This window comes from Arthrobacter sp. B3I9 (assembly GCF_030816935.1).
Classification (GTDB): Bacteria; Actinomycetota; Actinomycetes; order Actinomycetales; family Micrococcaceae; genus Arthrobacter.
Map to the genome: position 1 here is coordinate 2565446 of NZ_JAUSYO010000001.1, position 21217 is coordinate 2586662.

Annotated in this window: 20 protein-coding genes; 15 read left to right on the plus strand and 5 right to left on the minus strand. The window is 65.1% G+C overall.

Annotation, left to right across the window (positions count from 1 at the left end):
• Positions 1-56: 56 nt before the first annotated feature.
• Positions 57-797 (minus strand): BTAD domain-containing putative transcriptional regulator, encoded by a 741-nt coding sequence (locus QFZ65_RS12070; protein ID WP_306910701.1) that lies wholly within the window; start codon positions 795-797, stop codon positions 57-59.
• Between the two features lie 195 nt (positions 798-992).
• On the opposite strand from QFZ65_RS12070, the gene QFZ65_RS12075 reads away from it, so the two are divergent.
• The 13 genes from QFZ65_RS12075 to QFZ65_RS12135 all read left to right on the plus strand — a co-directional run bounded on the left by QFZ65_RS12075 (position 993) and on the right by QFZ65_RS12135 (position 16645).
• The gene (locus QFZ65_RS12075) at positions 993-2093 is read left to right on the plus strand and encodes a hypothetical protein (RefSeq protein WP_306910703.1); all 1101 of its coding nucleotides are present in this window, start codon (positions 993-995) and stop codon (positions 2091-2093) included.
• Positions 2094-2218: 125 nt separating this feature from the next.
• Complete coding sequence (locus QFZ65_RS12080; RefSeq protein WP_306910704.1) at positions 2219-3226, plus strand: DUF2278 family protein; 1008 nt, start codon at positions 2219-2221, stop codon at positions 3224-3226.
• 82 nt (positions 3227-3308) lie between these two features.
• Positions 3309-5633, plus strand: a complete 2325-nt coding sequence (locus QFZ65_RS12085) for a peroxidase family protein (protein WP_306910706.1) — start codon at positions 3309-3311, stop codon at positions 5631-5633.
• A 5-nt stretch (positions 5634-5638) separates the two neighbouring features.
• A complete protein-coding gene (locus tag QFZ65_RS12090; RefSeq protein WP_306910708.1) occupies positions 5639-6535 on the plus strand; it encodes a S8 family serine peptidase in 897 nt (298 codons plus the stop codon).
• Between the two features lie 31 nt (positions 6536-6566).
• Positions 6567-7163: a S8 family serine peptidase gene (locus QFZ65_RS12095; RefSeq protein WP_306910710.1), complete on the plus strand. Its 597-nt coding sequence runs from the start codon at positions 6567-6569 to the stop codon at positions 7161-7163.
• A 16-nt stretch (positions 7164-7179) separates the two neighbouring features.
• Positions 7180-8532, plus strand: coding sequence for a hypothetical protein (locus QFZ65_RS12100; protein ID WP_306910712.1), 1353 nt, complete (start codon positions 7180-7182; stop codon positions 8530-8532).
• A gap of 47 nt (positions 8533-8579) precedes the next feature.
• Positions 8580-9656, plus strand: a complete 1077-nt coding sequence (locus QFZ65_RS12105; RefSeq protein WP_306910713.1) for a M4 family metallopeptidase — start codon at positions 8580-8582, stop codon at positions 9654-9656.
• Positions 9653-9964, plus strand: a complete 312-nt coding sequence (locus tag QFZ65_RS12110) for a protealysin inhibitor emfourin (RefSeq protein WP_306910715.1) — start codon at positions 9653-9655, stop codon at positions 9962-9964. The genes QFZ65_RS12105 and QFZ65_RS12110 overlap by 4 nt, the downstream gene beginning before the upstream one ends.
• A 49-nt stretch (positions 9965-10013) precedes the next feature.
• On the plus strand, positions 10014-11777 hold the full coding sequence (locus tag QFZ65_RS12115; protein WP_306910716.1) for a M20/M25/M40 family metallo-hydrolase: 1764 nt from the start codon (positions 10014-10016) through the stop codon (positions 11775-11777).
• A gap of 13 nt (positions 11778-11790) precedes the next feature.
• Positions 11791-12960, plus strand: a complete 1170-nt coding sequence (locus QFZ65_RS12120; RefSeq protein WP_306910718.1) for a zinc metalloprotease — start codon at positions 11791-11793, stop codon at positions 12958-12960.
• A gap of 36 nt (positions 12961-12996) precedes the next feature.
• The gene (locus tag QFZ65_RS12125; protein ID WP_306910721.1) at positions 12997-13317 is read left to right on the plus strand and encodes a hypothetical protein; all 321 of its coding nucleotides are present in this window, start codon (positions 12997-12999) and stop codon (positions 13315-13317) included.
• Positions 13318-13694: 377 nt separating this feature from the next.
• Positions 13695-15365, plus strand: a complete 1671-nt coding sequence (locus QFZ65_RS12130) for a hypothetical protein (RefSeq protein WP_306910723.1) — start codon at positions 13695-13697, stop codon at positions 15363-15365.
• Positions 15366-15367: 2 nt separating this feature from the next.
• Positions 15368-16645 (plus strand): MBL fold metallo-hydrolase, encoded by a 1278-nt coding sequence (locus tag QFZ65_RS12135; protein WP_306910725.1) that lies wholly within the window; start codon positions 15368-15370, stop codon positions 16643-16645.
• A gap of 30 nt (positions 16646-16675) precedes the next feature.
• On the opposite strand, the gene QFZ65_RS12140 is transcribed toward QFZ65_RS12135, so the two are convergent.
• Together QFZ65_RS12140 and QFZ65_RS12145 are read right to left on the minus strand one after the other, a co-directional pair.
• A complete protein-coding gene (locus QFZ65_RS12140; protein WP_306910727.1) occupies positions 16676-16918 on the minus strand; it encodes a hypothetical protein in 243 nt (80 codons plus the stop codon).
• 59 nt (positions 16919-16977) lie between these two features.
• The gene (locus tag QFZ65_RS12145; protein WP_306910729.1) at positions 16978-17535 is read right to left on the minus strand and encodes a hypothetical protein; all 558 of its coding nucleotides are present in this window, start codon (positions 17533-17535) and stop codon (positions 16978-16980) included.
• Between the two features lie 164 nt (positions 17536-17699).
• Here QFZ65_RS12145 and QFZ65_RS12150 point away from each other — a divergent pair, with 164 nt between their 5' ends.
• The gene (locus QFZ65_RS12150) at positions 17700-18512 is read left to right on the plus strand and encodes an MBL fold metallo-hydrolase (protein ID WP_306910731.1); all 813 of its coding nucleotides are present in this window, start codon (positions 17700-17702) and stop codon (positions 18510-18512) included.
• 66 nt (positions 18513-18578) lie between these two features.
• On the opposite strand, the gene QFZ65_RS12155 is transcribed toward QFZ65_RS12150, so the two are convergent.
• A complete protein-coding gene (locus QFZ65_RS12155; protein ID WP_306910733.1) occupies positions 18579-19145 on the minus strand; it encodes a dihydrofolate reductase family protein in 567 nt (188 codons plus the stop codon).
• A gap of 61 nt (positions 19146-19206) precedes the next feature.
• Entirely contained in the window at positions 19207-20175 is a 969-nt protein-coding gene (locus tag QFZ65_RS12160) for an RNA polymerase subunit sigma-70 (RefSeq protein WP_306910735.1), read from the minus strand.
• Here QFZ65_RS12160 and QFZ65_RS12165 point away from each other — a divergent pair.
• Positions 20137-21144, plus strand: coding sequence for an NAD(P)-dependent oxidoreductase (locus QFZ65_RS12165; protein ID WP_306910737.1), 1008 nt, complete (start codon positions 20137-20139; stop codon positions 21142-21144). The two genes, QFZ65_RS12160 and QFZ65_RS12165, sit on opposite strands and share 39 nt — an antisense overlap.
• Positions 21145-21217: the final 73 nt, after the last annotated feature.

The window sequence follows — 21217 nt, forward strand, 5'->3', positions numbered from 1 at the left end:
CACGATGCCTGCATTTTCGGTCAAGTCTTTGAACGGGTTATTGGTCCGGGCTGCCCTTAATCCCGGACGGCCGGCAACATCACCAGGTCGGCGATGAGCCGCCGGAGATCTTCGGAGGGTTCCAGGCCTATGTCCTTCTTCAACTGCGCTTGGAACATCTCGAAGGCCCGGAGGGCCGAAGCGTTATTGCCGCGCTGCCTTTCGGCCTGGACCAGAAGCCTGACCGCGCTCTCGTAGAGTGGTTCCAGTTCCTGTGCTGCCTGCGAGGCCTCCACAGCTACCTCGAAGTCGCCACGTCTTAGCGACTCCCGGGCGATGAGCAGAAGAGCGTGCAGGCGGTCCTGCCGAAGGCGGCCCTGTTCAAAGAGGACCCAGTCGTCGTACCAGCCGGGAAGCAGTTCCGCGTCGCGAAGTTTCCGCACGCACGAGGCGGCGTTCCCATTGACACCCACCTGGCTGATTTCGAGGATTTCAGCTCGCACGCGCTGCAGATCAACGCTCAGGTATGGACTCAGGGACAGCACTGGACCGTCATTGACCAGCAGGCCAGGAACTTGCCGGGAGACGATGTGCACGCTTACGCGCAAACTCTCCAAGGCCCTCGTTTCAGAGTTCTCCGGCCACAACAGCCCGGCCAGATAGCCTCTGGGCCGGGGGCCGTTGATCGCTAGCGCAGTAATGAGCCGCTGTTGCCGGGTAGCTACATGCACAATTTCAAAGTCTTGCCCTGAACCCTGGCGAAGTTGCCACGATTGAAGCAGGCTCAACTGAAATTGTTCATAGTCGTCATTGCCCATGGGCACCCCCAAGTCCAGCCTGGGTGCTAGTGGCTGGAGTAGCTGTAGCCGTAGCAATGAGCATCCGCAGTTTCATGCGGGATGTCAATGACGAAATGTCAATGGCTGACGCCGGAGTCGGGAGCAGTAACGGCGGAATAACGCCGGCGGTGGATCGTCCGATGTGAGGGCAACACTCGGGACGAAGGGGCCAACATGCCGAACGAATCGCAGGAGCCCGGCCGAAGGCGAAGCAGTGTTTGGCGCGAGCAAGTACTGACCCGGATCATGTATCTGGCTGCCCTGGCCGAGTGGATCAAACGTCAGGACAGTCCGGATCCACCGCCTGGTAACAGTGGTCCGGCGGCGCAGGCCAAAGCTGCCCTGGACGAAGGAATCGAACGGCACTTGGCCGCTGCACGGCAGGCTGCGGAGGGGCACTCCAGTAAACCCGTCCGCGGTGCGTCCGGGAGCGCGATGGAGTCGGCCCTCGGAAGCGTGCACGCCGCTGAGGAACTGTTGCTCAGGAGGGCCCCGGTCTCATACGTCAGGGGCCGCCTGCCTGACATTCACTCGGACGTCCGCAAGCATCTGGCGGCGAACGACCCACGCCGCATCCGCCTTGAAAAACTCAGCCAGACGCACTCCGACGTGCCGATAGATGAAAGCGCCCGCGAAAACATCATCGCGGCCATGGCGGCCGCCCACAGTAAATCCCGCAAGGAATTTGCCCGCGTTCGAAGTTTTCGGAATGTTCTTCTTGTTACAGCCTTGATCCTCATATTGATTTCCGTGGCATTGGCCCTGATGGGCTGGTTTCGCCCGAAGGATCTGGCGTTGTGTTTTTACCCCCAGGAACTCAGTAAGATAGTCTGCCCCACCAATGAAAGCCCGTTCAGCCCTTCATACGGCATCCCGGCGGGTGGAGACATCGACGACGTCGTGTCAGGTTCCGCCCTGCCCGGCGACATACTCCTGGTGGAGTTCATTGGACTGCTGGCTGCGGCGGTGTCAGGCGCAGCAGCCCTGCGCAGGGTAAAAGGCACCACGACCCCATTCGGTTTGCCCGAAGCCCTGGCGGTCGTGAAGCTGCCAATGGGCGCGCTCACCGCTGTCCTGGGGCTGGTGCTTATGCGTGGCGGCTTCGTGCCAGGCCTCAGCGCTCTGGACAGTTCAGCGCAAATCATCGCATGGGCAGTCATCTTCGGTGCATCCCAGCAACTCCTGACCGCAATAGTGGACCGCCAGGCACAGACGGTCCTGGAACAATTCGGCGGCAAACCGCACAGCGAGGCGGACCGACCGGCAACAGAATGATAAGGAACCTGCGGGCCCTTCTCCGCCTGATCCTTCCGGCACTCCGAAATGGTGGGGGAGTAACGCTGCAATAACGGCGGCAGGAGAGGCTGGATGCGTTGCTCAAATTCCCAGTGGAGGAACACATGCCTTTGAAACATTACGGCGTTCTCGCGGCGCGGGCGGTGGACCGCCGCCGGGAAGGTGCCTCGGACTCGCCCCACTACCAGGTCCACCTGCAGGACGGCGGTGGCACGAATTTCAGGGCGGCAATCAACGTCCAGTCCCAGCAGTCGCCCTCCGAACTGCTGTACCTTGCGGATGACAACTTCCGGCATCCGGCTCTGGGCCTGCTGCCCGGCCCCGGATCCGGTTGGACGCAGCTGCCGTCCGGCCCGGGCCGCGCCAACCTTGACTTCATCCGCGGAAACTTGTTCGACCCGGCGGCCATGCGCCTGCTGCCCCCAAACGCTGAAGGTCCGGACAACGACCTGGCGGACCTCCTGGACCACTATGTACTGCGGGCCATCGCCGACCCCGAGGCGGGGTTGTACGTTTTCGGTGAGCGCTGGGGCCCCGAGCCGGGGAAGGCTGACAAGATTTTCGGGTTCTCTCCGGGCAACGGGGTGCACGATGTCCATATGAATCAGGGCAACAGCACAGCTTTCCGCGGTGACGACGGCGTATGGCAGGACGGCGGCCTGCTCCTGCGCTTTCCCGGGGCGGACCGCTGGGTCGCGGTCTTCCTGGCCTTCCAGAGCCAGGCGTGGCATACCGACGACGCCACGGGGCACAGCATCGCAGGTGCCGGGCCCCGCCCGGGACCCGGCGAACTCCCGCTGCGAATCCTGGCAGCAATGGTCAACCCGGCAGGTCCGGCGCCCGAGGCGGAGTCCGTGCTCCTGCTCAATGCCTCCGCGGAAGCGGCGGACCTGACCGGATGGCGCATTGCGGACCGGCTGAAAAACAGTTGCCCGGTTCCGGCAGGCCGGCTGGCCGCCGGCGCGGTTCTGACGGTGCCCGTCGCCGACGGCGTGCAGCTTGGCAACAGCGGTGGCGTGATCACCCTGCTGGATCCGCAGGGGTTGAAGGTCCACGGCGCGTCCTACACGGCGGACCAGGCCAGTCAGGAGGGCTGGACCCTGACCTTCTGACCCGCCGACGTACCGCGGCGTTGGCGCTTTCCGCTCCCCGCATCCACGACCGGGTTGGCACCCTCGAAGGAAGAACCGAGCCATGACAGATGCATCCGTAACAGTTGACCGGTTGCTGCACACTCCCGGTCCGCAGCTCGATGACCTCTTCCGCCGGTCGCCGTCGGACCGGATCCCCTCCGGCGCCGGAGACGGAACTGTCATCTTCGCCCCGGACTCGCCGGCCGCCCCTCTGACGGCCGGGCTCGTCCGCCTGCTCGCCTGGAAGGGCAAGACCTTCGACCCGGCCACCGCGAGCCTGCGCAACAGGATGGGACCGCTGGGTACACCGGCCATTCCGGCGAAGGTCTACCGGGCGCCGAGCTGGCTAGACGCCAAGCCGGCGATCATCCTTGACTACAGCCACTCCGCCCTTGTGGTCCGGCGGATCCGCGACGAAATCCGGGAGGCGGAACCCGGAGTGTTCCTCGGCATCGTCTACTGGAACAGGCGCCAAGTGCTGAGGTTTGTTTTGGACTTCACCAATGCGAAGCGAGGCCGGCCGGTGCCGTATGCCATGAAGAGTACCCCGGGGACACCGGGCGGACCTGACAAGCCCTACCGGGATTCCCCGTTCTGGCGGGTGTTCGACGCCTTGGCGCTAAGGCTGGACCACCGGCGAGGGTGGCACCGGCTGCCCAGGCCGCTGGGCCTGCTCACCCTGGTCGGCGTCCGCAACATCCTGCGCCGCAGCAACCTGGTCGACACGACGAACCAGCCGCAGGAAAACCCGGCAGTCCCCCTTCCCTACTCATCATCGGTGCTGACCGAACGGACGGCCGACGGCAGCTGGAACAACCTCGACCAGCCTTCGCGGGGCATGGCAAACACACGCTTCGGCCGCAACGTACCGATCGAGAGCACCCGCCCTGAGCCGCCGGACCGTATCCTCGAACCCAACCCCCGTGAAGTGAGCCGCCGGTTGATGACCCGCGAACGGCTCATCCCGGCTGCGGCGGGCAATGCGCTCATCGCCGCCTGGCTGCAGTTCATGATCCGCGACTGGTTCAGCCACGGCAGCGGCTCGAACGAGAATCCCTGGGTCTTGCCGATCGGAACCGGCGATGACTGGCCTGAGCCGCCACTGGTCGTGCCCCGCACCCCCGCTGATCCCACCGCCCCCGCGGACTCGCCGCATCCTCCCACCTACCTCAATGTGATGTCCCACTGGTGGGACGGCTCACAGATCTACGGTGTCAGCCTGGCGGAGCAGGACTTCCTCCGGTCCCGGCAGGGCGGGAAGCTGCGCATCGACAACGGTATGCAGCCCTTCCCTGCCGATCCGGCCGCCAACCCGTCCCTGAAACCCGGGTTCTGGCTCGGAGCAGCCATGATGCAGACCCTGTTCGCGCTCGAACACAACGCCATCTGTGACCGCCTCGCGGCCGCCTATCCCACGTGGAACGATGAACAGCTGTTCCAACGCGGGCGGCTCATTACGGCCGCGCTGCTCGCCAAAATCCACACCGTCGAATGGACACCGGCGGTCGTTGCCCATCCCACCTCGGTGACGGCCCTGCACGCCAACTGGTACGGCCTCGCTGGCCGGCACCTGCATAACGTCTTCGGGCGGATCAGCACTGACGAGGTGGTCAGCGGCATCCCGGGATCGGCCACGCAGGACTACGGCGTCCCCTACGCCCTGACCGAGGAGTTCGTGGCCGTCTACCGGATGCATCCCCTGCTCCCGGACGAATTCGACTTCCGGGCAGCGGCGGATGACGCGGCCACGCTGGGCCAGAGACCCTTCGACCAGCTGACCGGACCTGCCGCGGTGGATCTGCTGCGCACGCAAAGGCTGGCGGACCTGCTCTACACTTTCGGGACGATGAACCCCGGACTCGTCACCCTGCACAACTATCCGAAGCACCTGCAGACGTTCCGCCGGCCCGACGGCAAACTCATAGACCTGGCCGCAACCGACATCATGCGCAGCCGCGAACTCGGCGTCCCCCGTTACACCGAATTCCGCCGGTTGCTCCACCTCCCCGTCCCCCGGACCTTTGACGAGCTCACCGATAACCCCGACTGGGCACGCGAGCTCGCGGACGTCTACCGCGGGGACATCGACCGGGTGGACCTGCTGGCAGGAATGTTCGCCGAAGCCCGGCCGGAAGGATTCGCCTTCAGCGACACCGCCTTCAGGATCTTCGTTCTGATGGCATCGCGGCGGCTGAACAGCGACCGGTTCTTTACCCGCGACTTCACCCCGGCCGTCTACACACCCGAAGGTATGCGCTGGATCGACGAAAACACCATGGCCACCGTCCTGCTGCGCCACTGCCCGGAACTGGCGCCCGCCCTCCGTTCAGCAGTCAACGCCTTCACCCTGTGGCCACGGACCGGACCGTTCACGCAGGAAGGATAAATAACGTGGACGAGTTGCCAGGCGGCCACCGCGAGAACCAAAGCAGTACGCCGTTCACGCCGATGGTCCTGGATAAGAGCGTCATCGCCATGCCCCTTCTTCGCATTCTCGCCCAGGAAGGGAAGGGGAAGGATTCGGACGACGCAAGCGGTCCCGCTCCTGACTCCAGCCCGGTCGGTGTGATCCTTGACCTGAATCTTGAGTTCAGAGGCGGCAGAGACAAGGCGCGCCAGCGGCTGACCAAACTGATCGAGGAAGCCAAATCCGGGGCCGGCACCGGGTCAGCCATCCAGGGGATCAATACGTCCAAGACCCACCGGCAGTACGTCTTTGCGCGGCTGCAGCCGGACGTCATTCGTGAGCTGGTAAGACTTGACCAGCTGGAAAAAAGCTCTGCCGGGCAGGCGATCTACCGGATCTGGCCCGACTTCAAGATTGGCACGCTGACCACGAAGTCTGTCAGCACTGTCAAGGCGGACGCGGCCCGCGTGTCCTTCTCGGCATTCGGCAGGGACATGGTGTGGGCCGTCCTTGATTCGGGCATAGACGGCTCACATCCACATTTCTCGGCGCACAAGAACCTTGACGTCGTGACACCGCTGCGGCACCGGGATTTCACGGGAAGCGGCAGCCCGCTGAAAGATGCTCTTGGTCACGGCACCCACGTGGCCGGCATCATCGCCGGCACTCTGGCCGCAGACGCCGTGCCGGGCAACAAAATCTTTGCTGCGACCCGTCAGCGGGACGAGAACGGCGAGGTCACCCTCTCGAAGCTTGAACTGGAAGCGATCTCGGGGATGGCCCCGCAATGCAAGCTGGTCAGCCTCAAAGTCCTGGACGACAACGGACAAGGAGAGGTCAGCAGCCTCATAGCCGCTATCGACGAAATCCAGCGGGGTTAACGGATTCGGCCGCCGGCTGCGGATCCACGGCGTGAACCTGAGCGTCGGGTATGCGTTCGAACCGGAGTGGTTCGCCTGCGGTCAGAGCCCGCTGTGCGTCGAGGTGGACCTGTTGGTCCGTTCCGGCGTGGTGGTGGTGACGGCGGCGGGAAACACCGGATACGGATACAACCAGACCGCCTTCAGGGGGCCGCCCGCTGCCGGCCTTGGGATGAGCATCAATGATCCCGGGAACGCCGAACTGGCCATCACGGTCGGCTCGACCCACCGGGAAATGCCGCACGTCTACGGAGTTTCCTACTTTTCCTCAAAGGGGCCCACCGGGGACGGACGAATGAAACCCGACCTTGTGGCCCCTGGGGAGAAGATTCTGTCCTGTGCTGCGGGAGTGGCCCTGCAGGAAGCGGAAGGCGTCACCTGCCTGTACGCGGAAGACAGCGGCACCAGCATGGCGGCCCCTCACGTTTCAGGCGTCATCGCCGCTTTCCTGTCCGTGCGACGCGAGTTCATCGGCAAACCGGAGGCCGTCAAGAACATCTTCCTTAGCTCAGCTACCGACTTGAATCGGGACCGTCATTCCCAAGGCCACGGACTGGTGGACCTGATGCGCGCGATTCAGTCCGTTTGATTTTCTGGAGAACATCATGACCGAGCTGTCCGGATTTCCCTATTACGAGGTGCAATTCACCAAAGAAGGTGCAACCCATGATCCGGCGGAAGTTGCCGCGCTGACGCAGCCGCTGGCCGGTGGCCCAGCCACTGATCTGGTCGTTCTAGTCCACGGATGGAACAACGACATGGACGATGCCCGGCGCCTCTATCGGGCCTTCGGGGACCGGATGCGCGCGGTCGCGGACGCAGGGCACCTGCCAGCAGCGGCGCAACGAAAGCTGGCAGTTGTCGGCGTGCTCTGGCCCTCGAAAAAGTTCGCGGAAACCAGCCTTATTGCGGGCGGGGCGGCCGGGCTGTCCGGCCAGGGGGCTCGGGCCGTTCTCACGCGGCAGATCGATGACCTCGCCGGAGTGTTCAGCAGTCCCGACGCAGACGCTGCACTGGCCCAGGCCAGGGATCTGGTACCGAAGCTGGAAGACAGCCCCAGTGCGCGGGAGCGGTTTGCAGAGCTTATCCGTTCCGTCCTACCCCGCGAAGCCGCCGAAGGCGCGGAAGAGGACCAATCGCGAGTCTTCTTTACCCTGTCCGGAGGCCAGGTCATGGCGCGGCTGGGCCAACCGTTGCCGTTGCCGCGCAGTTCCAGCGGCGGAGCGGCCGCAGTGGGCAACGCGGGACCGGGCCAGGGTGGGGCAGCGGGACTTGGCGAGTTCTTCAGCGGTACTAACGCGGCGGCGCGGAACCTGCTGAACTTTGCCACGTTTTACCAGATGAAGGAACGCGCCGGGACAGTGGGCGTCGAAGGACTGCATCCCTTGCTGCGCAGCATCCGCGAAGCGCAGCGCAACCTCGGGATCCGCGCAGAGCAGCCCAACCTCAGGATGCACCTGGTCGGACACAGCTTCGGTGCCCGCCTGGTGACCGCCGCGACGGCGGGCCGGGACGGCGCCCCGAGCCTCAACCCCGACTCGTTGACCCTGCTCCAGGGCGCCTTCTCACACAACGGCTTTGCGGAAAAATTTGACGGTTCCCGCAACGGTGCGTTCCGGCGGGTCGTCACCGACCACCTCGTCGGCGGCCCCATAGTCGTCACCAACACGAAGAACGATACAGCCGTCGGCACCGCTTATCCCCTGGCCTCACTCATCTCGGGCCAGGACACCAGCCATACCGGGGACCGGAACGATCCCTTCGGCGGTCTCGGACGCAACGGGGCACAGCACACCCCCGAGGCGAGCGATGGAACACTCCTGCGCCTCGGAGGCGCCTACGACTTCGAACCCGGGAAGGTCTACAACCTGAATGCCGACGAGATCATCAGGGACCACAGCGACATCTGCCACGACGAAGTCGCTTACGCCCTGTTCGCTGCCCTTGCCGCGTCATGAGCGTGCTCCGGCGGATTCCAGCACCTGACCCCTATGGAAGGAACATCATGGTCAGAATTCACCGGCCCTGCTGCCACATCGCCCCGCCGGATCTTCTGGGCCGGCTTGCCGTCGAGGGAAAACCCAAACAGCGGGAAGCCGCGGTACGCGCGCTGGCCACGTCAGCGGCTATCCGATCGCAACGGGCTGTGATGGGCCGTTTGGCCCGCCAGTTCAACCTGGACGCCGGAGGCATGGCCGGCCTGGGCCTGCGGGCCGACCGCCGCCAAACCGTCTACGACAACCAGAAAATGGGCAGGTCATTCCTCCCCGGCGTCCGGTCCCGGGGATGGCCGGAACCACCGGGCGAAGATGAGGCGGTTAACCAGGCCTACGACGGCAGCGCGGCAACGTACGAGTTCTACCGTAAAGTCCTCCACCGTAACTCCCTGAATGGAGCCGGGATGGAGCTGGTGTCCACGGTCCACTACGGGGTGGGGTTCGACAATGCGTTCTGGGACGGCGCGCAGATGGTCTACGGCGACGGCAGCGGCCGGATCTTCCAGGTCGGCGGGTTGACCCGGTCCCTGGATGTCATCGCCCACGAGCTCACCCACGGTGTCACCGACTTCACCGCAGGACTTGTCTACAGCAAGCAATCCGGCGCCCTTAATGAACACTTTTCGGACGTCGTCGGTTCTCTCGTCAAGCAGTACAGCCTCAAGGAGTCGGCCGCCGAGGCGGACTGGCTTATCGGCGAGGGAATCCTTGTCCCCGAACTGGGCAAAGCGCTACGCTCGATGAGCCAGCCGGGCACCGCGTACTCAGGGGACCGGCAGCCAAGCCACATGGACGACTACGTCGACCTTCCCGATGACAACGACCCGCGCAACGACAATGGAGGCGTCCACATCAACTCGGGAATCCCGAACCACGCGTTCTACCTGGCGGCAACGGCGCTAGGTGGTCACGCCTGGGAGGTCGCCGGAATGATCTGGTACAGGGCACTGACCACGCGGCTGGGACCCAGCACGCAATTCGACGAGGCTGCGCGGGCCACAGTCGACGTCGCGGGCGAGCTTTTAGGCGACGCCGAGGAGAAGGCCGTAAGAAAGGCGTGGGAGGAGGTCGGGGTTTTGTCGTGAACCTGACAATCCGCAGGGGCGGCGGCATCGCGGGCATTCTCGCGCGCACTGAACTCGACACGAACGACCTGCCGCGGCCTGATGCGGAAACGTTTGCCGCAGAAATGGACCGGTCGGGGCTGCGGGATCCGGAGGAACCTCCTGCCCCGGGCCGGCGGCCGGATGCCCAGCTCTACGAAATCGGCTGGGAAGAGTCCGGACGCCAGTACAGCCGCCGTTACTCCGAGGAGTCCCTGCCCGAGGGAGTCCGACAGCTCCTCGCGTGGGTGGACGGGCGGCCAGAGCGGGTCGAATCCATAGAGCGGTAGCAGTGAATATAGAGCGGTAGCAGCGAATGAGGACCATTGGGAGCCGGTTGTGAAACTCGTTCTGTTCGATCTTGGTGACACGCTGGAGAGCGACGGCGTCCTTCTGCCCGGGGCGATGGACACGCTCGAGGCAATCAGATCCGGCGACACTGGAGGTGGACCGGCGCCGCTGCTGGGTCTCGTGTCGGATTTCGACATGCCGACTGAGCCGTCTGACGTTCCCATCATCCAGCAGCGGTACTACGACCTGCTTGACGACCTGGGCATCCGGCCGTTCTTCGAGCCCGTCGCGGAGCGTGTCACCCTGTCCACGGAGGTGGGCGTGTTCAAACCGGACGAGCCGGTCTTCCGGGCGGCGGCATTGAAGGTCCATCCCGCGCTGGAATTCGACGACATGCTGTTCGTCACGGAGAACCTCGGCCACGTGCTGGCCGCCCGCCGTCTCGGGCTGGCGGCCGTGCACGTGCGCGGGCCGGGTCAACACAGTGGAGAAGTGGGAACACTGCCCGAGCTCGTTCCGCTGGTGCAGGCGTTCCTCGAGCGCGACGAACCGGTGGAGACCGTTGTCCTGGACGCTCCGCCGGGCGCGCGGATCACTCTCATGGACCGCATAGCGGCCACCACGGCACGGTGGACGAGGCTCGGTGACGTACTGGTGGTGCGGGCCCCCGCCACTCGGGCGGGACAACTCCTGACGCACCGCGGAGCGGCGGATTCGTCCCGCCGCTTGGTGGTTCCCGAGGAACGTCTTCACTTGGTCTTCCAGATCGGCCGTTTCTTCCAGGAGGATCATCCCAACGTTCGGGTCGTGGTGGACAAGGGCCGCTATCTGGTTGTCGACGTCGATCCGGATCTGTCATTGCTCGACGTCGGGGCGCATGCGTCCTGTTACGCGGTCCGCCCGCTTCCGGCCGACACCGTGGTGTTTGATCAGCGGGCGGCCCGTCCCCGGCCGCCTACTCCGGCGGAGGAGGTTGGCGTCCCGGCTGGTGAGGTGTCCCGCGCGGCGTTTGAGGAAGCCCTCGGCACGCTGGCTGGCCTGCAGACACGGCACTCGACAAGTGCCGAGTTCCTCGGCGCACTCGAGTGGGCGCGGGGCCGGCTGGCGGACCTGGGCTATGCCACTCAGGTCCAAACCGTGCCCGTGCGCGGCGGGACGACCCGCAACCTCATAGCGGACAGTCCCGGGGACGGCGTGGATCGCGAGCTGGTGCTGGTCACTGCGCACCTGGATTCCGTCAACGTACTGGGGGCGGCGGCGGCCGCGCCCGGTGCTGACGACAACGCCTCGGGCAGCGCCGGCGTGCTGGCTATCGCCGGGGCACTGGCCGGGAGGTCAAGGAGGAACGACCTGCGGGTTGTCCTGTTCGGTGGCGAGGAGCAGGGCCTGTTCGGCAGCCGTCATTACGTGAACGGGCTGGACGGGCCCGAGCGCGCTCGAATCAGCGCTGTCATCAACATGGACATGGTTGCCTGCCGAAACTCCAGCACTGCGACGGTGCTCCTCGAGGGAGCCCTCCCATCGCAGGCCATGATCGACGCGCTCGCCGACATCGCCCAGACACACACCACGCTGGCCGTCCAGACCAGCCTCCAGCCGTTCAACAGCGACCATGTGCCCTTCCTCGATCAAGGCATTCCGGCGGTCTTGACGATCGAGGGAACCGACTCGGCAAATGACCGTGTCCACAGCGAACGCGACACGCTAGACACCCTCGACATCGGCCTCGCCCTGGAGATCCTGCGGATGAATGTCTTGTTCGTCGCCCAGGCCCTGGACAGAGACATCCGAACGGCTCAACCGACCAGGTGAAGGAGAACGCAAGATGAGCGAGACAATCCAACCAAGCGTCACGAACCCCCGCGTCCGCGAATTGTGCGGGACGATGGAGGTGCACCGCAGGCTGTTGAACGAGAGCATCACTTACCAGGAACGCCGCGCCCTGATCGACAACCGCGCTCTCGCGTACGAGCTCCAGACGCGCAGCATCGCGCGGAGCGGCGTGACCACGATTCCGATCGTGGTCCATGTGGTCCACAATCCAGCCGATCCTTCCCAAAACATCAGCGAGACGCAGGTTCACAACCAAATCGAGGTCCTGAACCAGGATTTCCGGGCCAGCAATTCCGACGTGTCCCAGGTGCCGGCCGTATGGACGGACCGGGTGGCGGACTGCAACATAGAGTTCCAGCTCGCGGCCCAGGACCCGGACGGCAATCCAACCGATGGAATCACCCGGACGCCGTCAACAGTGCCGTTCTTCACCACCGAGCTCGACGACGTCAAGTCGAGTGGGACCGGCGGGGCAGACCCATGGCCCAGCGACGATTACCTCAACCTCTGGGTGTGCACCGAACTCAGGGACGGGATCGGGCGGGTGATCCTCGGATATGCCCAGTTCCCCGGAGGCCCTCCGACCACCGACGGCGTTGTCATCGCAGGCTTTTGCTTCGGCACCGGTGGAACGGCGCAGCCTCCATTCGATCTCGGCCGCACTGCAACGCATGAGATCGGCCACTGGTTGGACCTGCGCCACATCTGGGGCGACGACCGCGGCTCCTGCAGCGGAAGCGACCTGGTGGATGACACGCCCAACCAGGCGGACGCTACGTTCAACAAGCCGTCGTTCCCGCAGACCAGCTGCAACAACGGACCTGACGGCAACATGTTTATGAACTACATGGACTACACCGATGACGCGGCCATGTTCATGTTCACCCACGGCCAGTCGAGACGGATGGACGCGTGCCTCGAAGGTGCCCGGGCTTCCTTCCTCACCGCACCGGCTTTCGCGCTGGCTGCTGCCCGGCCCACGCCGGCCGCCGCGGCTCCCGCAGCGATGGCTCCCCCGGCTGAGGCACAGGGGGAAAGTCAGGTACCCCAGCTCCGACAAGAGATTGAGCGGCTCCGCCGGGACTACCAACGCGCCCGGTCCACCCTGGACACCATCCGGGCAGCGCTCAGCAGTGACGCCTCCGGCCCGGCCGACGGATGATGGGGAGATGAGCATCCCAGGCATGCGGGTGCAGAAGTGAGCGGTCCGCCAGCGGAGCTTGTCGGCATCTGGCTGCACTCGCACGAGGAAGACTCCGGCTCGACAATGGTCTTCCGCCCCCGCCACTACGCCTTCCGGCCCGCTCGTTGGCGTGACGCAATCGAGGTGCAGGCGGACGGCCGCTGCGTCTGGCACGGTAGCGGCCCCGACGACCGCGGACAGGCGATGCCAGGTCGTTGGGAGGACCTGGGAAACGGGCGGGCGCAAATCACGATCCCCACTGCTGCGGGCCAGCCGTTCCAGCGCCAGATTCAGTCGTGCGGCCCTGAAAAGCTGGTTGTGGAAAAGGAGCACTAGCCCGCAGGTAACACGATAACGCGCCCGTAACGGCACTGCCCTTTAGTGGAGGTGCAGGCCTTTACTGGAGATGCAAGCGAACCACCATACGCGATGCTCCTTGCACCGGGAGCCTTGTCGCATTGGGAGCACCCGTGGCATCGCGTTGGATCGGAAATCGGAGGTGGTCAGGAATGGCTGACGGCTCCGCCCCTCCCGTGCCCACACCCACGCGTCGCGTGTTGCGTGCGTACGCCTTCGATCCAATGTCCACGAGGCTTAACGGCCGGTTCCTTTCGGTGGACGTTCGGCTCGAACCCGAACTTGCTCCCGGACCGGTCGGTGGCTTGGTGCAAGTCATCGACTATGACGCGTACAGAGACACATGGTATCGGCCGGTGGATCTGAACGACCGGTACATCCTGGCCCAGCAGGGCTTGCAGCCCTCCGAAAGCGACCCCCGGACGCATCAGCAGGTCGTATACGCGGTCGCCATGAGTGTGATCGAGCGGTTTGAGCGCTTTGGCGGCCGCCGGTTCCGCTGGCCCGGCGCGGATAAGCTGACAATCGTTCCACACGCCTTCGAAGGCCGTAACGCGTTCTTCGACCCGGCCCGCGGCGCTGTCCTGTTCGGGTACTACCGTGCCTCAGTCCAGGAACCGGGCGCCAATCTGCCCGGCCAGCTGATGTTCACCTGCCTGTCCGTGGACATCATCGCGCACGAGGTCACACATGCGATTGTGCACCGCCTTCGCAGTCATTACCGGTACGCGACGAACCGCGACGTGTATGCATGGCACGAGGCGTTCGCCGACCTCGTCGCGTTGTTTCATCACTTCTTGTTTCCCGAGGTAGTCGAGGACGCGATCGCCAACTCAGCGGGCGAGATGATCAACGCGACCGCCTTGTTCGAGCTGGCCCGCGAGTTCGGCGAGTCCACCGGTCGCGGCGCAGCGCTGCGTTCGGCGATCCGCTCCGATCGCACCCCGGATGCGTACATGAAGGCAACGGAGCCGCACGAACGCGGGGCTTGCTTCGTCGCCGCGGTCTTTGACGCCTACCTGGACGTCTTCAAGGCGAGCATAGCTTCGCTCCGCCGGCTCGGCACGGGCGGCAGCGGGGTTCTCCCTCCCGGCGCGCTGCCTCCGGACCTCGTGAAGATGGCAACGGTGGAGGCGGTTCGCAATGCGGACCGGCTGCTCGGAATGGTGGTCAGGTCGTTCGACTTCCTCCCCGTGGTGGATGTGACCTTCGGGGACGTCGTTCGAGCCATCATCACTTCTGACCGTGCGTTGTACCCGGACGATACTCTTCGCCTGCGCGCAACCTTGGTGGAAGCACTGCGGCGGCGCGGGATCCATCCCCTTGAGGTGTCCTCGCTGGCCGATGAGGCCCTCGTCTGGGAGAGACCGAAATTCCCGATCAGTTTGACCCAAGGCCCGGCCGCGGTCGACTTGAACCCTCTGATCATTGAGGCGACACGGCTGCTTGATCTCACAGACAGGGACGTCTCACAGCCCGTGGGCGCAAGAACAGGGGCGGACGGCTATAGCGACGCGGGTGGGGTGATGGGCGCGGCCTTGCAGCAGTGGGGTGCATTCAACGCCCTGAGCATCGGCCTGGACCCCGACCTCCCGGTTGAGGTGGTGGGCCAGCACGTCGCCTACATGCAGGCTGCTGATGGGCAGCCGCGGCCATTTGTGGCGGTCCAGTACCTGCAGCGTCATAAGGAACTGGAGGAACCCGCCAGCGAGGGAACCGAGCCGGTGCGGATGTACTCGGGCACAACGATCATCGCGAAGGTCAACGGCCAGGTCGAGTACCTGATCGCGAAGCCCCTGCCAATGAGCGGAGAGTTCACGACTCTTGGCGCGAAGGCGGCCGCAGCGGGGACAACCGAGCAGCTGGCCCAGTACTGGCATGGCGAAGGCCGCCTGCGATGGGAACGACTGCAAGCCTGGTTCGAACAAGCAGAGTCCGCCGACGCAATGGCACCTTGGACCAGCCAGCCTGCCGTGCACCGCATGACGTTCGCGCGGCTCCACGCCGGCCTGGCCGAAGGAGATTGACGGTGCCCCCGCAACCGGCGACAACCGCCACGGTGCGCATGTACAACGTCGGCTTCGGCGACGCCTTCCTCGTTACCGTGCAACAAGAACCGATGGTGTGGCGGATGCTGGTGGACTGCGGCGTATTTCCAGCCGGCCAGACTCGCCCAATATCGGAGTCGGTCAAGATCATCATCGACGACCTGACGGCCCTCGCCGCCCCAGGAACACCGCCCCGCCTTGACGTTGTGGTGGCCACGCACCACCACATCGACCACATCTCAGGCTTCGCCGACCCGGCATGGGCCAAGGTGCAGGTCGACGACGTCTGGGTGCCCTACGTCGAGGATCCCAACGACGAGGACGGCAAGAAACTGCGCGGTGAACTGACCCTGGCCGCGAACACCCTGCGGAGCCTGATCACCGCAGCGGCAATGCGGATCAACGCAGCCGATGGCAGCGCGCACGCGAAACTCGAAACCGCCGGGATCTTCGCCGCCAATTCCGAGGGCTCCGAGGCGGCGACTGATCGTCTCCTCGGACGCAACGGCAAAACGTTCCTGAACAAGGCCCACGCCCGGTATCTTCCGGACCGCGATCCGGAAAAAAACACCCTCCCGACGACGGTTCCCGGAGTGACCGCCCACATCCTGGGGCCCTCACGGGACCCCAACGTCGTCAAACGCATGAAACCACCCAAGTCCGTGGCATGGCTCAAAGCGGCCGCCGACGAGCGTCCAAAGGACGCGGACACCAGGCCCCTCTTCGACCCGGCGTACGCGGTCCCGACGGCCCTGGTCAACCGGGACGTCCCTGTGGCGCTTCAATCCGCGTCCAGGTCACTGGACCTGGAGTCTCTCAGCAACGCGGACGAGCTCCTCGCGGCAGCAGCGATTTTGGAGAACTCCGTCAACAACACCAGCATCTATTTCGTCCTGGACGTGCAGGGCACGCGGCTGGTGTTCGTCGGGGACTCGCAGCATGGGGCCTGGGAGCACGTCCTGAATGACCCGGAATCCCTGAAGCTCGTGACGGACCCTGCGTTCTACAAGGTGGGACATCACGGCTCCCATAACGCAACCCCAAAGAGATTCGCGAAGGAAGTCTTCGGGCGGGACCATTACGCGATGATGCCTTTTGGCTGCGTCGACCAGTGGCCCTCGATCCCTGAGCCGAAACTCATCGCCGCGCTGACGGAGGCCGGCACGCATCTTGTCCGGGCCGACGCACCTCTGGCGGGGTCCAAAGTCAAGCTCCACCCCAGCAACCTCTGGAGTGAAGTGAGCTTCACCGTCCCTTAGCGTCGACGCCGTTCTGGGCATCGGGACGGGCTAAGTCACCTCGCGTATGACGGAGCGGTGCCATTCGCGGCTGACCGCGGCCACCGACAGCAGCGTCAGCGCCGCCAGGACAACCACCACCGCCCACTCCATCGATCCGCTGCCCCCGTCAGGTTCCACGCCAAAGAGAACCTCAATCCAGTCGCGGTTGAAAAGCGTCAGGATAAACAGGGCCGCGCTGGCCACGGCACCGGCCGCCTCCCACCAGAAGATCTTTTTGAGCTTCCTTTTCATGTTCCTGCCGGTCCCCTCGTTATGGACCACCTCAAGGAGCCATTAGGAATGATGTCGCGTTACCCGCGCGTTATCGCGCGGAAGTCGGCCATACCCCATGTACCGCTAACACGCAGGCCGTCCGGCGCGACCGCAATTCCCGAAGTCCGCCCCACCACCGGAGCCCGGTTTCCGGTCTGGCCGCGGGCGACAACGCTAGGGCCGAGAGGAGTCCAGTTATTCTGTCCGGGGATAGCGGGCATTCCAGGCAGGATCGCCGGAGCTGTGGCAAGCCCTGGGGCCTCTGTCTCGAGGCGGCGCCGGTGATAGGCGGCAAGAACGTCCTCCCAGTAATTGCGCGGGACCGCCTCCAACTTCCCGTCGATTAGGCGCTCATCATGACGGATCGTGTCGGCGGCCGCCGCTACCGCCAAGCCAGCCGAGGAGTGCGCGGCGGACAGCACGGGACTCTGGAGCGCCGGTTCGACGGTGTCCTTCGGGCCCAGGCGGGTGTAGGTCTCCTCGAGCCGCGTGAAGAGCCATTCGACCGGCCCCTCGTAGGGGCGTCGCCTCCCGTCCGTGGCTGCTGGCCTCCCCCCGGTCGCGGTTGTTGATCCTGCGGCACGCTCCTTTGTCATGGTCGCTCCTCGTCTCGACTCAGCGCCCGCTGGGCCCTCTTATCGTGGTTTTCCACGCTTTATTGGACTCGGTACCCACATTGCACCGACGCACCCAGCCTCCCCTGCCGCCGTTATTATGGCGTTACTGGCTCAGGACACCGGACGCTGGGAAGGGACCAACCATGCTGATCTGCGCAACCTGCGGCGTCGAACGCGACGAACCTGTTCCGGAGCTCTGCCCGATCTGTGCGGATGAGCGGCAGTACGTGCCGGAGGATGGGCAAAAGTGGCTCGCACTGGACGAGCTGGTGCAGGAGGGCCAGCAGACATTGCTGAAGGAAAACGAGCCGGGACTTTTCGGGATTACGACGGAACCGAGGGTCGGAATCGGCCAGACCGCCCAGCTTGCCGTCACACACGAGGGGTCGCTGCTGTGGGATCCGGTCGGATACGTCGATGACAACGCTGTGGCGGCAGTGCTTGAGCGAGGCCCGGTCCTGGCTATCGCCGCCAGCCATCCTCACATGTTTGGCGTGCAGGTCGAATGGTCGCACCGGCTCGGTGGGGTCCCCGTACTTGTGGCGGACGCAGACCGGCAATGGCTGGGGCGCACTGATCCCATCATCGACTACTGGTCCGGCAGTCTGACCATCGCCGAAGGGCTGACGCTGCACCAGACCGGGGGGCACTTCCCGGGCAGTGCGGTTGTCCACTGGGCTGCAGGAGCGGACGGCAGAGGAGTCCTGCTGACCGGTGACAGCGTGTTTCCTAATCCAGACCGTCGCTCCATTGCCTTCATGCGCAGCTACCCGAACCGCCTGCCGCTGTCCGGCGCGGTGGCGTTGCGGATCGCCGCGCAGCTGGAAAAGCTGGAGTTCGACCGGATCTACGGCAACTTCAACAACGTGATCGCGTCCGGAGCCAAGGCCGTTCTGCACGATTCGGCCCAGCGGCATGCTGCCTGGGCGCACGGAGACTTCGACCATCTGACCTGACCTGTTCATCTGACCTGGCTTCGACCATCTGACCTGGACCGTCCGTCTCTCCTCACCGTCAGTGGATCAGACTGCGGCCGCATCCTCCGTCGAATACATCGTGAGGGTCGCCGGGCCGACGCGCTCCGCGGCCGTGAGCCGCAGCTGAACGCCGTCCGGGTAAAGCCTGCGGCCTGTTCCGACGGCAGTGGGGAAGGTCAGCAGCCGGTACTCGTCGACGAGGCCGGCGGCCTGCAGCTGTGCGACTATCGAGCCGCTTCCGATCACCACGACGTCGTGCGTCTGCGACGCGTCATGCACCCACGTTGCCAGTGAGCCGGGAATGCGGCTCGAGTTGGCCCACTCCCCTGCATCGACCCCGCCGTGGGTGACCACCACTTTGGCGGCGGCATTCATCTTCTGCGAGAACGGGTCGCTGCGTGCCGGCCAAAGTGTGCTGAAGTGCTGCCACGTTCTGCGGCCGAAAAGCAGAATCCCGTGCTCCAGGATGGGCCCGAGCCGGAACTTGTCACCGGCCACGGCCTGCGGCCCGTACCGCATTGCCCATCCGCCGAAGGCAGTCCCGTCGCTTCCGTCGGGATCCTCCACAACGCCGTCGAGGGTGATGAACTGGACAACAATCAAACGGCCCATGATGCCTGCTCCTTGGTGGGATGGATGCTTCATCAGGTCATACGGGCCAGGGCGCGCAAAATCATCGGCGTGGCGAAAACTCACCCTCGAAGAGCTCGAACAGCGACGCGTCCTGGTAAACCAGCACGTGCCCGATCGCCCCGAAACCATCGCCGTCGAGCAGCTGCAGGGTGTGCGGCTCCCACGCTTGCGGCGTTCCCCGGTAAAGCAGAATGCCGTGCTGCCCGTTGGCCGAAACCGTGCGTGTTTGCCATTCCGTCCCGCGCCAGGAGAACAGATGCTTCATGAAGGCGCGGTAGGGCTCCCGTCCGCGCGTCCAGTTCGGCACGGGCGGCATCTCGAAAACAACGTCCTCGGCCACAAGCGAGGCAAGCTCGTCAGCGTCCGCTTGCTCAATGGCACGCGCATACCGCTCCACGGCCCCCGGCGCCAACGGCTGGCGCCGGGGTGCTCCATCCCGAACCGCATCCCGTGCCCGCTGCAACGCGGAGTTGACCGATGCCACGCTCATCCCAAGCACCGCACCCGTTTCCGCGGCAGTGAAGCCCAGAACGTCGCGGAGCACCAGGACGCCGCGCTGCCGCGGCGGCAATTTCTGCAGCATCGCCGTCACCGCCAGCCTGACGTCCTGCGCCCGTTCAGCGGAACTTTCGACGGCGGACGTGGTGCACCAGGAGGTCGGCGCCGGCATAAGCCACGGGACGTCAACGGCGGCCACCAGGGGTGCACCGACCTCCAGCCCAGGAGCCTGGAGGTCGCGCGGGAGCGGACGCCGCGGAGCGGTGCGCAGCCGGTCGATGCATACGTTCCGCGCGATACGAAAGCACCACGTCGGGAACGAGGCCCGCTCCGGATCGAAGGAGTCCCGAGCACGCCATGCGCGCTCCAGGACGTCCTGGGCGGCGTCCTCCGCATCAAACGGCGAACCCAGCATCTGGTAGCAGAAAGCGACCAGTCCTCGACGCAGTCGCGCCAACTCAACCGCGGTATCGTGAGCCACGAGGCCAATGCTACGTGCAGCTGCCCGCATGGCGGCTGTAGAACGCAGCGCCGCGGCGCGGCAGAATGGACGGCGTGGGCCGGGGCGCTACGTTGGGAAAATTCCTCAAGGCCCCTCAGCCAGGAGAATCCCTCAAACAGGAGAACCATTGTGGCGACGATTGCAGTACTCGGTGCTGGCGCGCTCGGAGCGGCCATGGCCGCCCGCTTAGGCGAGGCAGGCTGTGACGTTCAATTGTGGAACCGGACGCCGGCACGGGGTGAAGAGGCGGCCGGGCAGGCGGACCGGGTTGTCGCGGCAGGCACGGTCCCGGCAGCCGTCGCCGACGCGGACGTTGTGTTGACCGTGCTCCGTGACGGACCGGCGGTGGCCGGCGTCGCCGAGGAGATGTTGCCCGCCATGCGTCCGGACGCCGTGTGGGTTCAGGTCAGCACGGTCGGGCCCGTCCACGCACGTACGCTCCGCGACCTCGCCGCCGGGCAGGGCATTGCATATCTTGACGCTCCGGTATCGGGGAGTACCGCTCAAGTCCAACAAGGCTCGCTGGTTTGGCTTATTGCCGGCCCGGAAGCAGCAGTGGACGCTGCCCGCCCCGTGCTGGAGATACTGGGCACGGAAATCCAGGTCGTCGGCACCGGGGCGGAGGCAAGTTCCCTGAAGCTGGCCATCAACACCTGGCTGGCCGCCTCGGCAGTCGCGGCGGCCGACGTCCTGGCAGTGTGTGACGCACTGGACGTCCCGCACGAGACGTTGGTCCGCACGCTCAAGGCCACACCCCTGGCCATGCCTTTTGCGTTCGCCAAGATGGACCTCATGGAGAAGCGGGATTACCCGGTGGGGTTCGCCGTCGACCTGGCGCTCAAAGACGTGGACCTGACGTTGGAGAACGTGGAACCCGGGCTGCCCTTCGTCGAAGCGGTGCGCGACCGCCTGAAGTCCACGGTGGAGGCCGGTCACGGCCGCGAAGACGTTGCCGCGGTGTATGAGACGGGGCGCTAGCCGAGCTTTGCGCCAGCCTGCCAGGCGGCCGGCAGGATCAAGAGAGGCCGTTGGCGGGAAACCCGATCATTGC

Bases quoted from the DNA above. Each gene is read 5' to 3' on its own strand.
- QFZ65_RS12070 (WP_306910701.1), bottom strand. From the start codon at position 797: ATGGGCAATGACGACTATGAACAATTTCAGTTGAGCCTGCTTCAATCG.
- QFZ65_RS12075 (WP_306910703.1), top strand. From the start codon at position 993: ATGCCGAACGAATCGCAGGAGCCCGGCCGAAGGCGAAGCAGTGTTTGG.
- QFZ65_RS12080 (WP_306910704.1), top strand. From the start codon at position 2,219: ATGCCTTTGAAACATTACGGCGTTCTCGCGGCGCGGGCGGTGGACCGC.
- QFZ65_RS12085 (WP_306910706.1), top strand. From the start codon at position 3,309: ATGACAGATGCATCCGTAACAGTTGACCGGTTGCTGCACACTCCCGGT.
- QFZ65_RS12100 (WP_306910712.1), top strand. From the start codon at position 7,180: ATGACCGAGCTGTCCGGATTTCCCTATTACGAGGTGCAATTCACCAAA.
- QFZ65_RS12105 (WP_306910713.1), top strand. From the start codon at position 8,580: ATGGTCAGAATTCACCGGCCCTGCTGCCACATCGCCCCGCCGGATCTT.
- QFZ65_RS12120 (WP_306910718.1), top strand. From the start codon at position 11,791: ATGAGCGAGACAATCCAACCAAGCGTCACGAACCCCCGCGTCCGCGAA.
- QFZ65_RS12140 (WP_306910727.1), bottom strand. From the start codon at position 16,918: ATGAAAAGGAAGCTCAAAAAGATCTTCTGGTGGGAGGCGGCCGGTGCC.
- QFZ65_RS12145 (WP_306910729.1), bottom strand. From the start codon at position 17,535: ATGACAAAGGAGCGTGCCGCAGGATCAACAACCGCGACCGGGGGGAGG.
- QFZ65_RS12150 (WP_306910731.1), top strand. From the start codon at position 17,700: ATGCTGATCTGCGCAACCTGCGGCGTCGAACGCGACGAACCTGTTCCG.
- QFZ65_RS12155 (WP_306910733.1), bottom strand. From the start codon at position 19,145: ATGGGCCGTTTGATTGTTGTCCAGTTCATCACCCTCGACGGCGTTGTG.
- QFZ65_RS12160 (WP_306910735.1), bottom strand. From the start codon at position 20,175: ATGCGGGCAGCTGCACGTAGCATTGGCCTCGTGGCTCACGATACCGCG.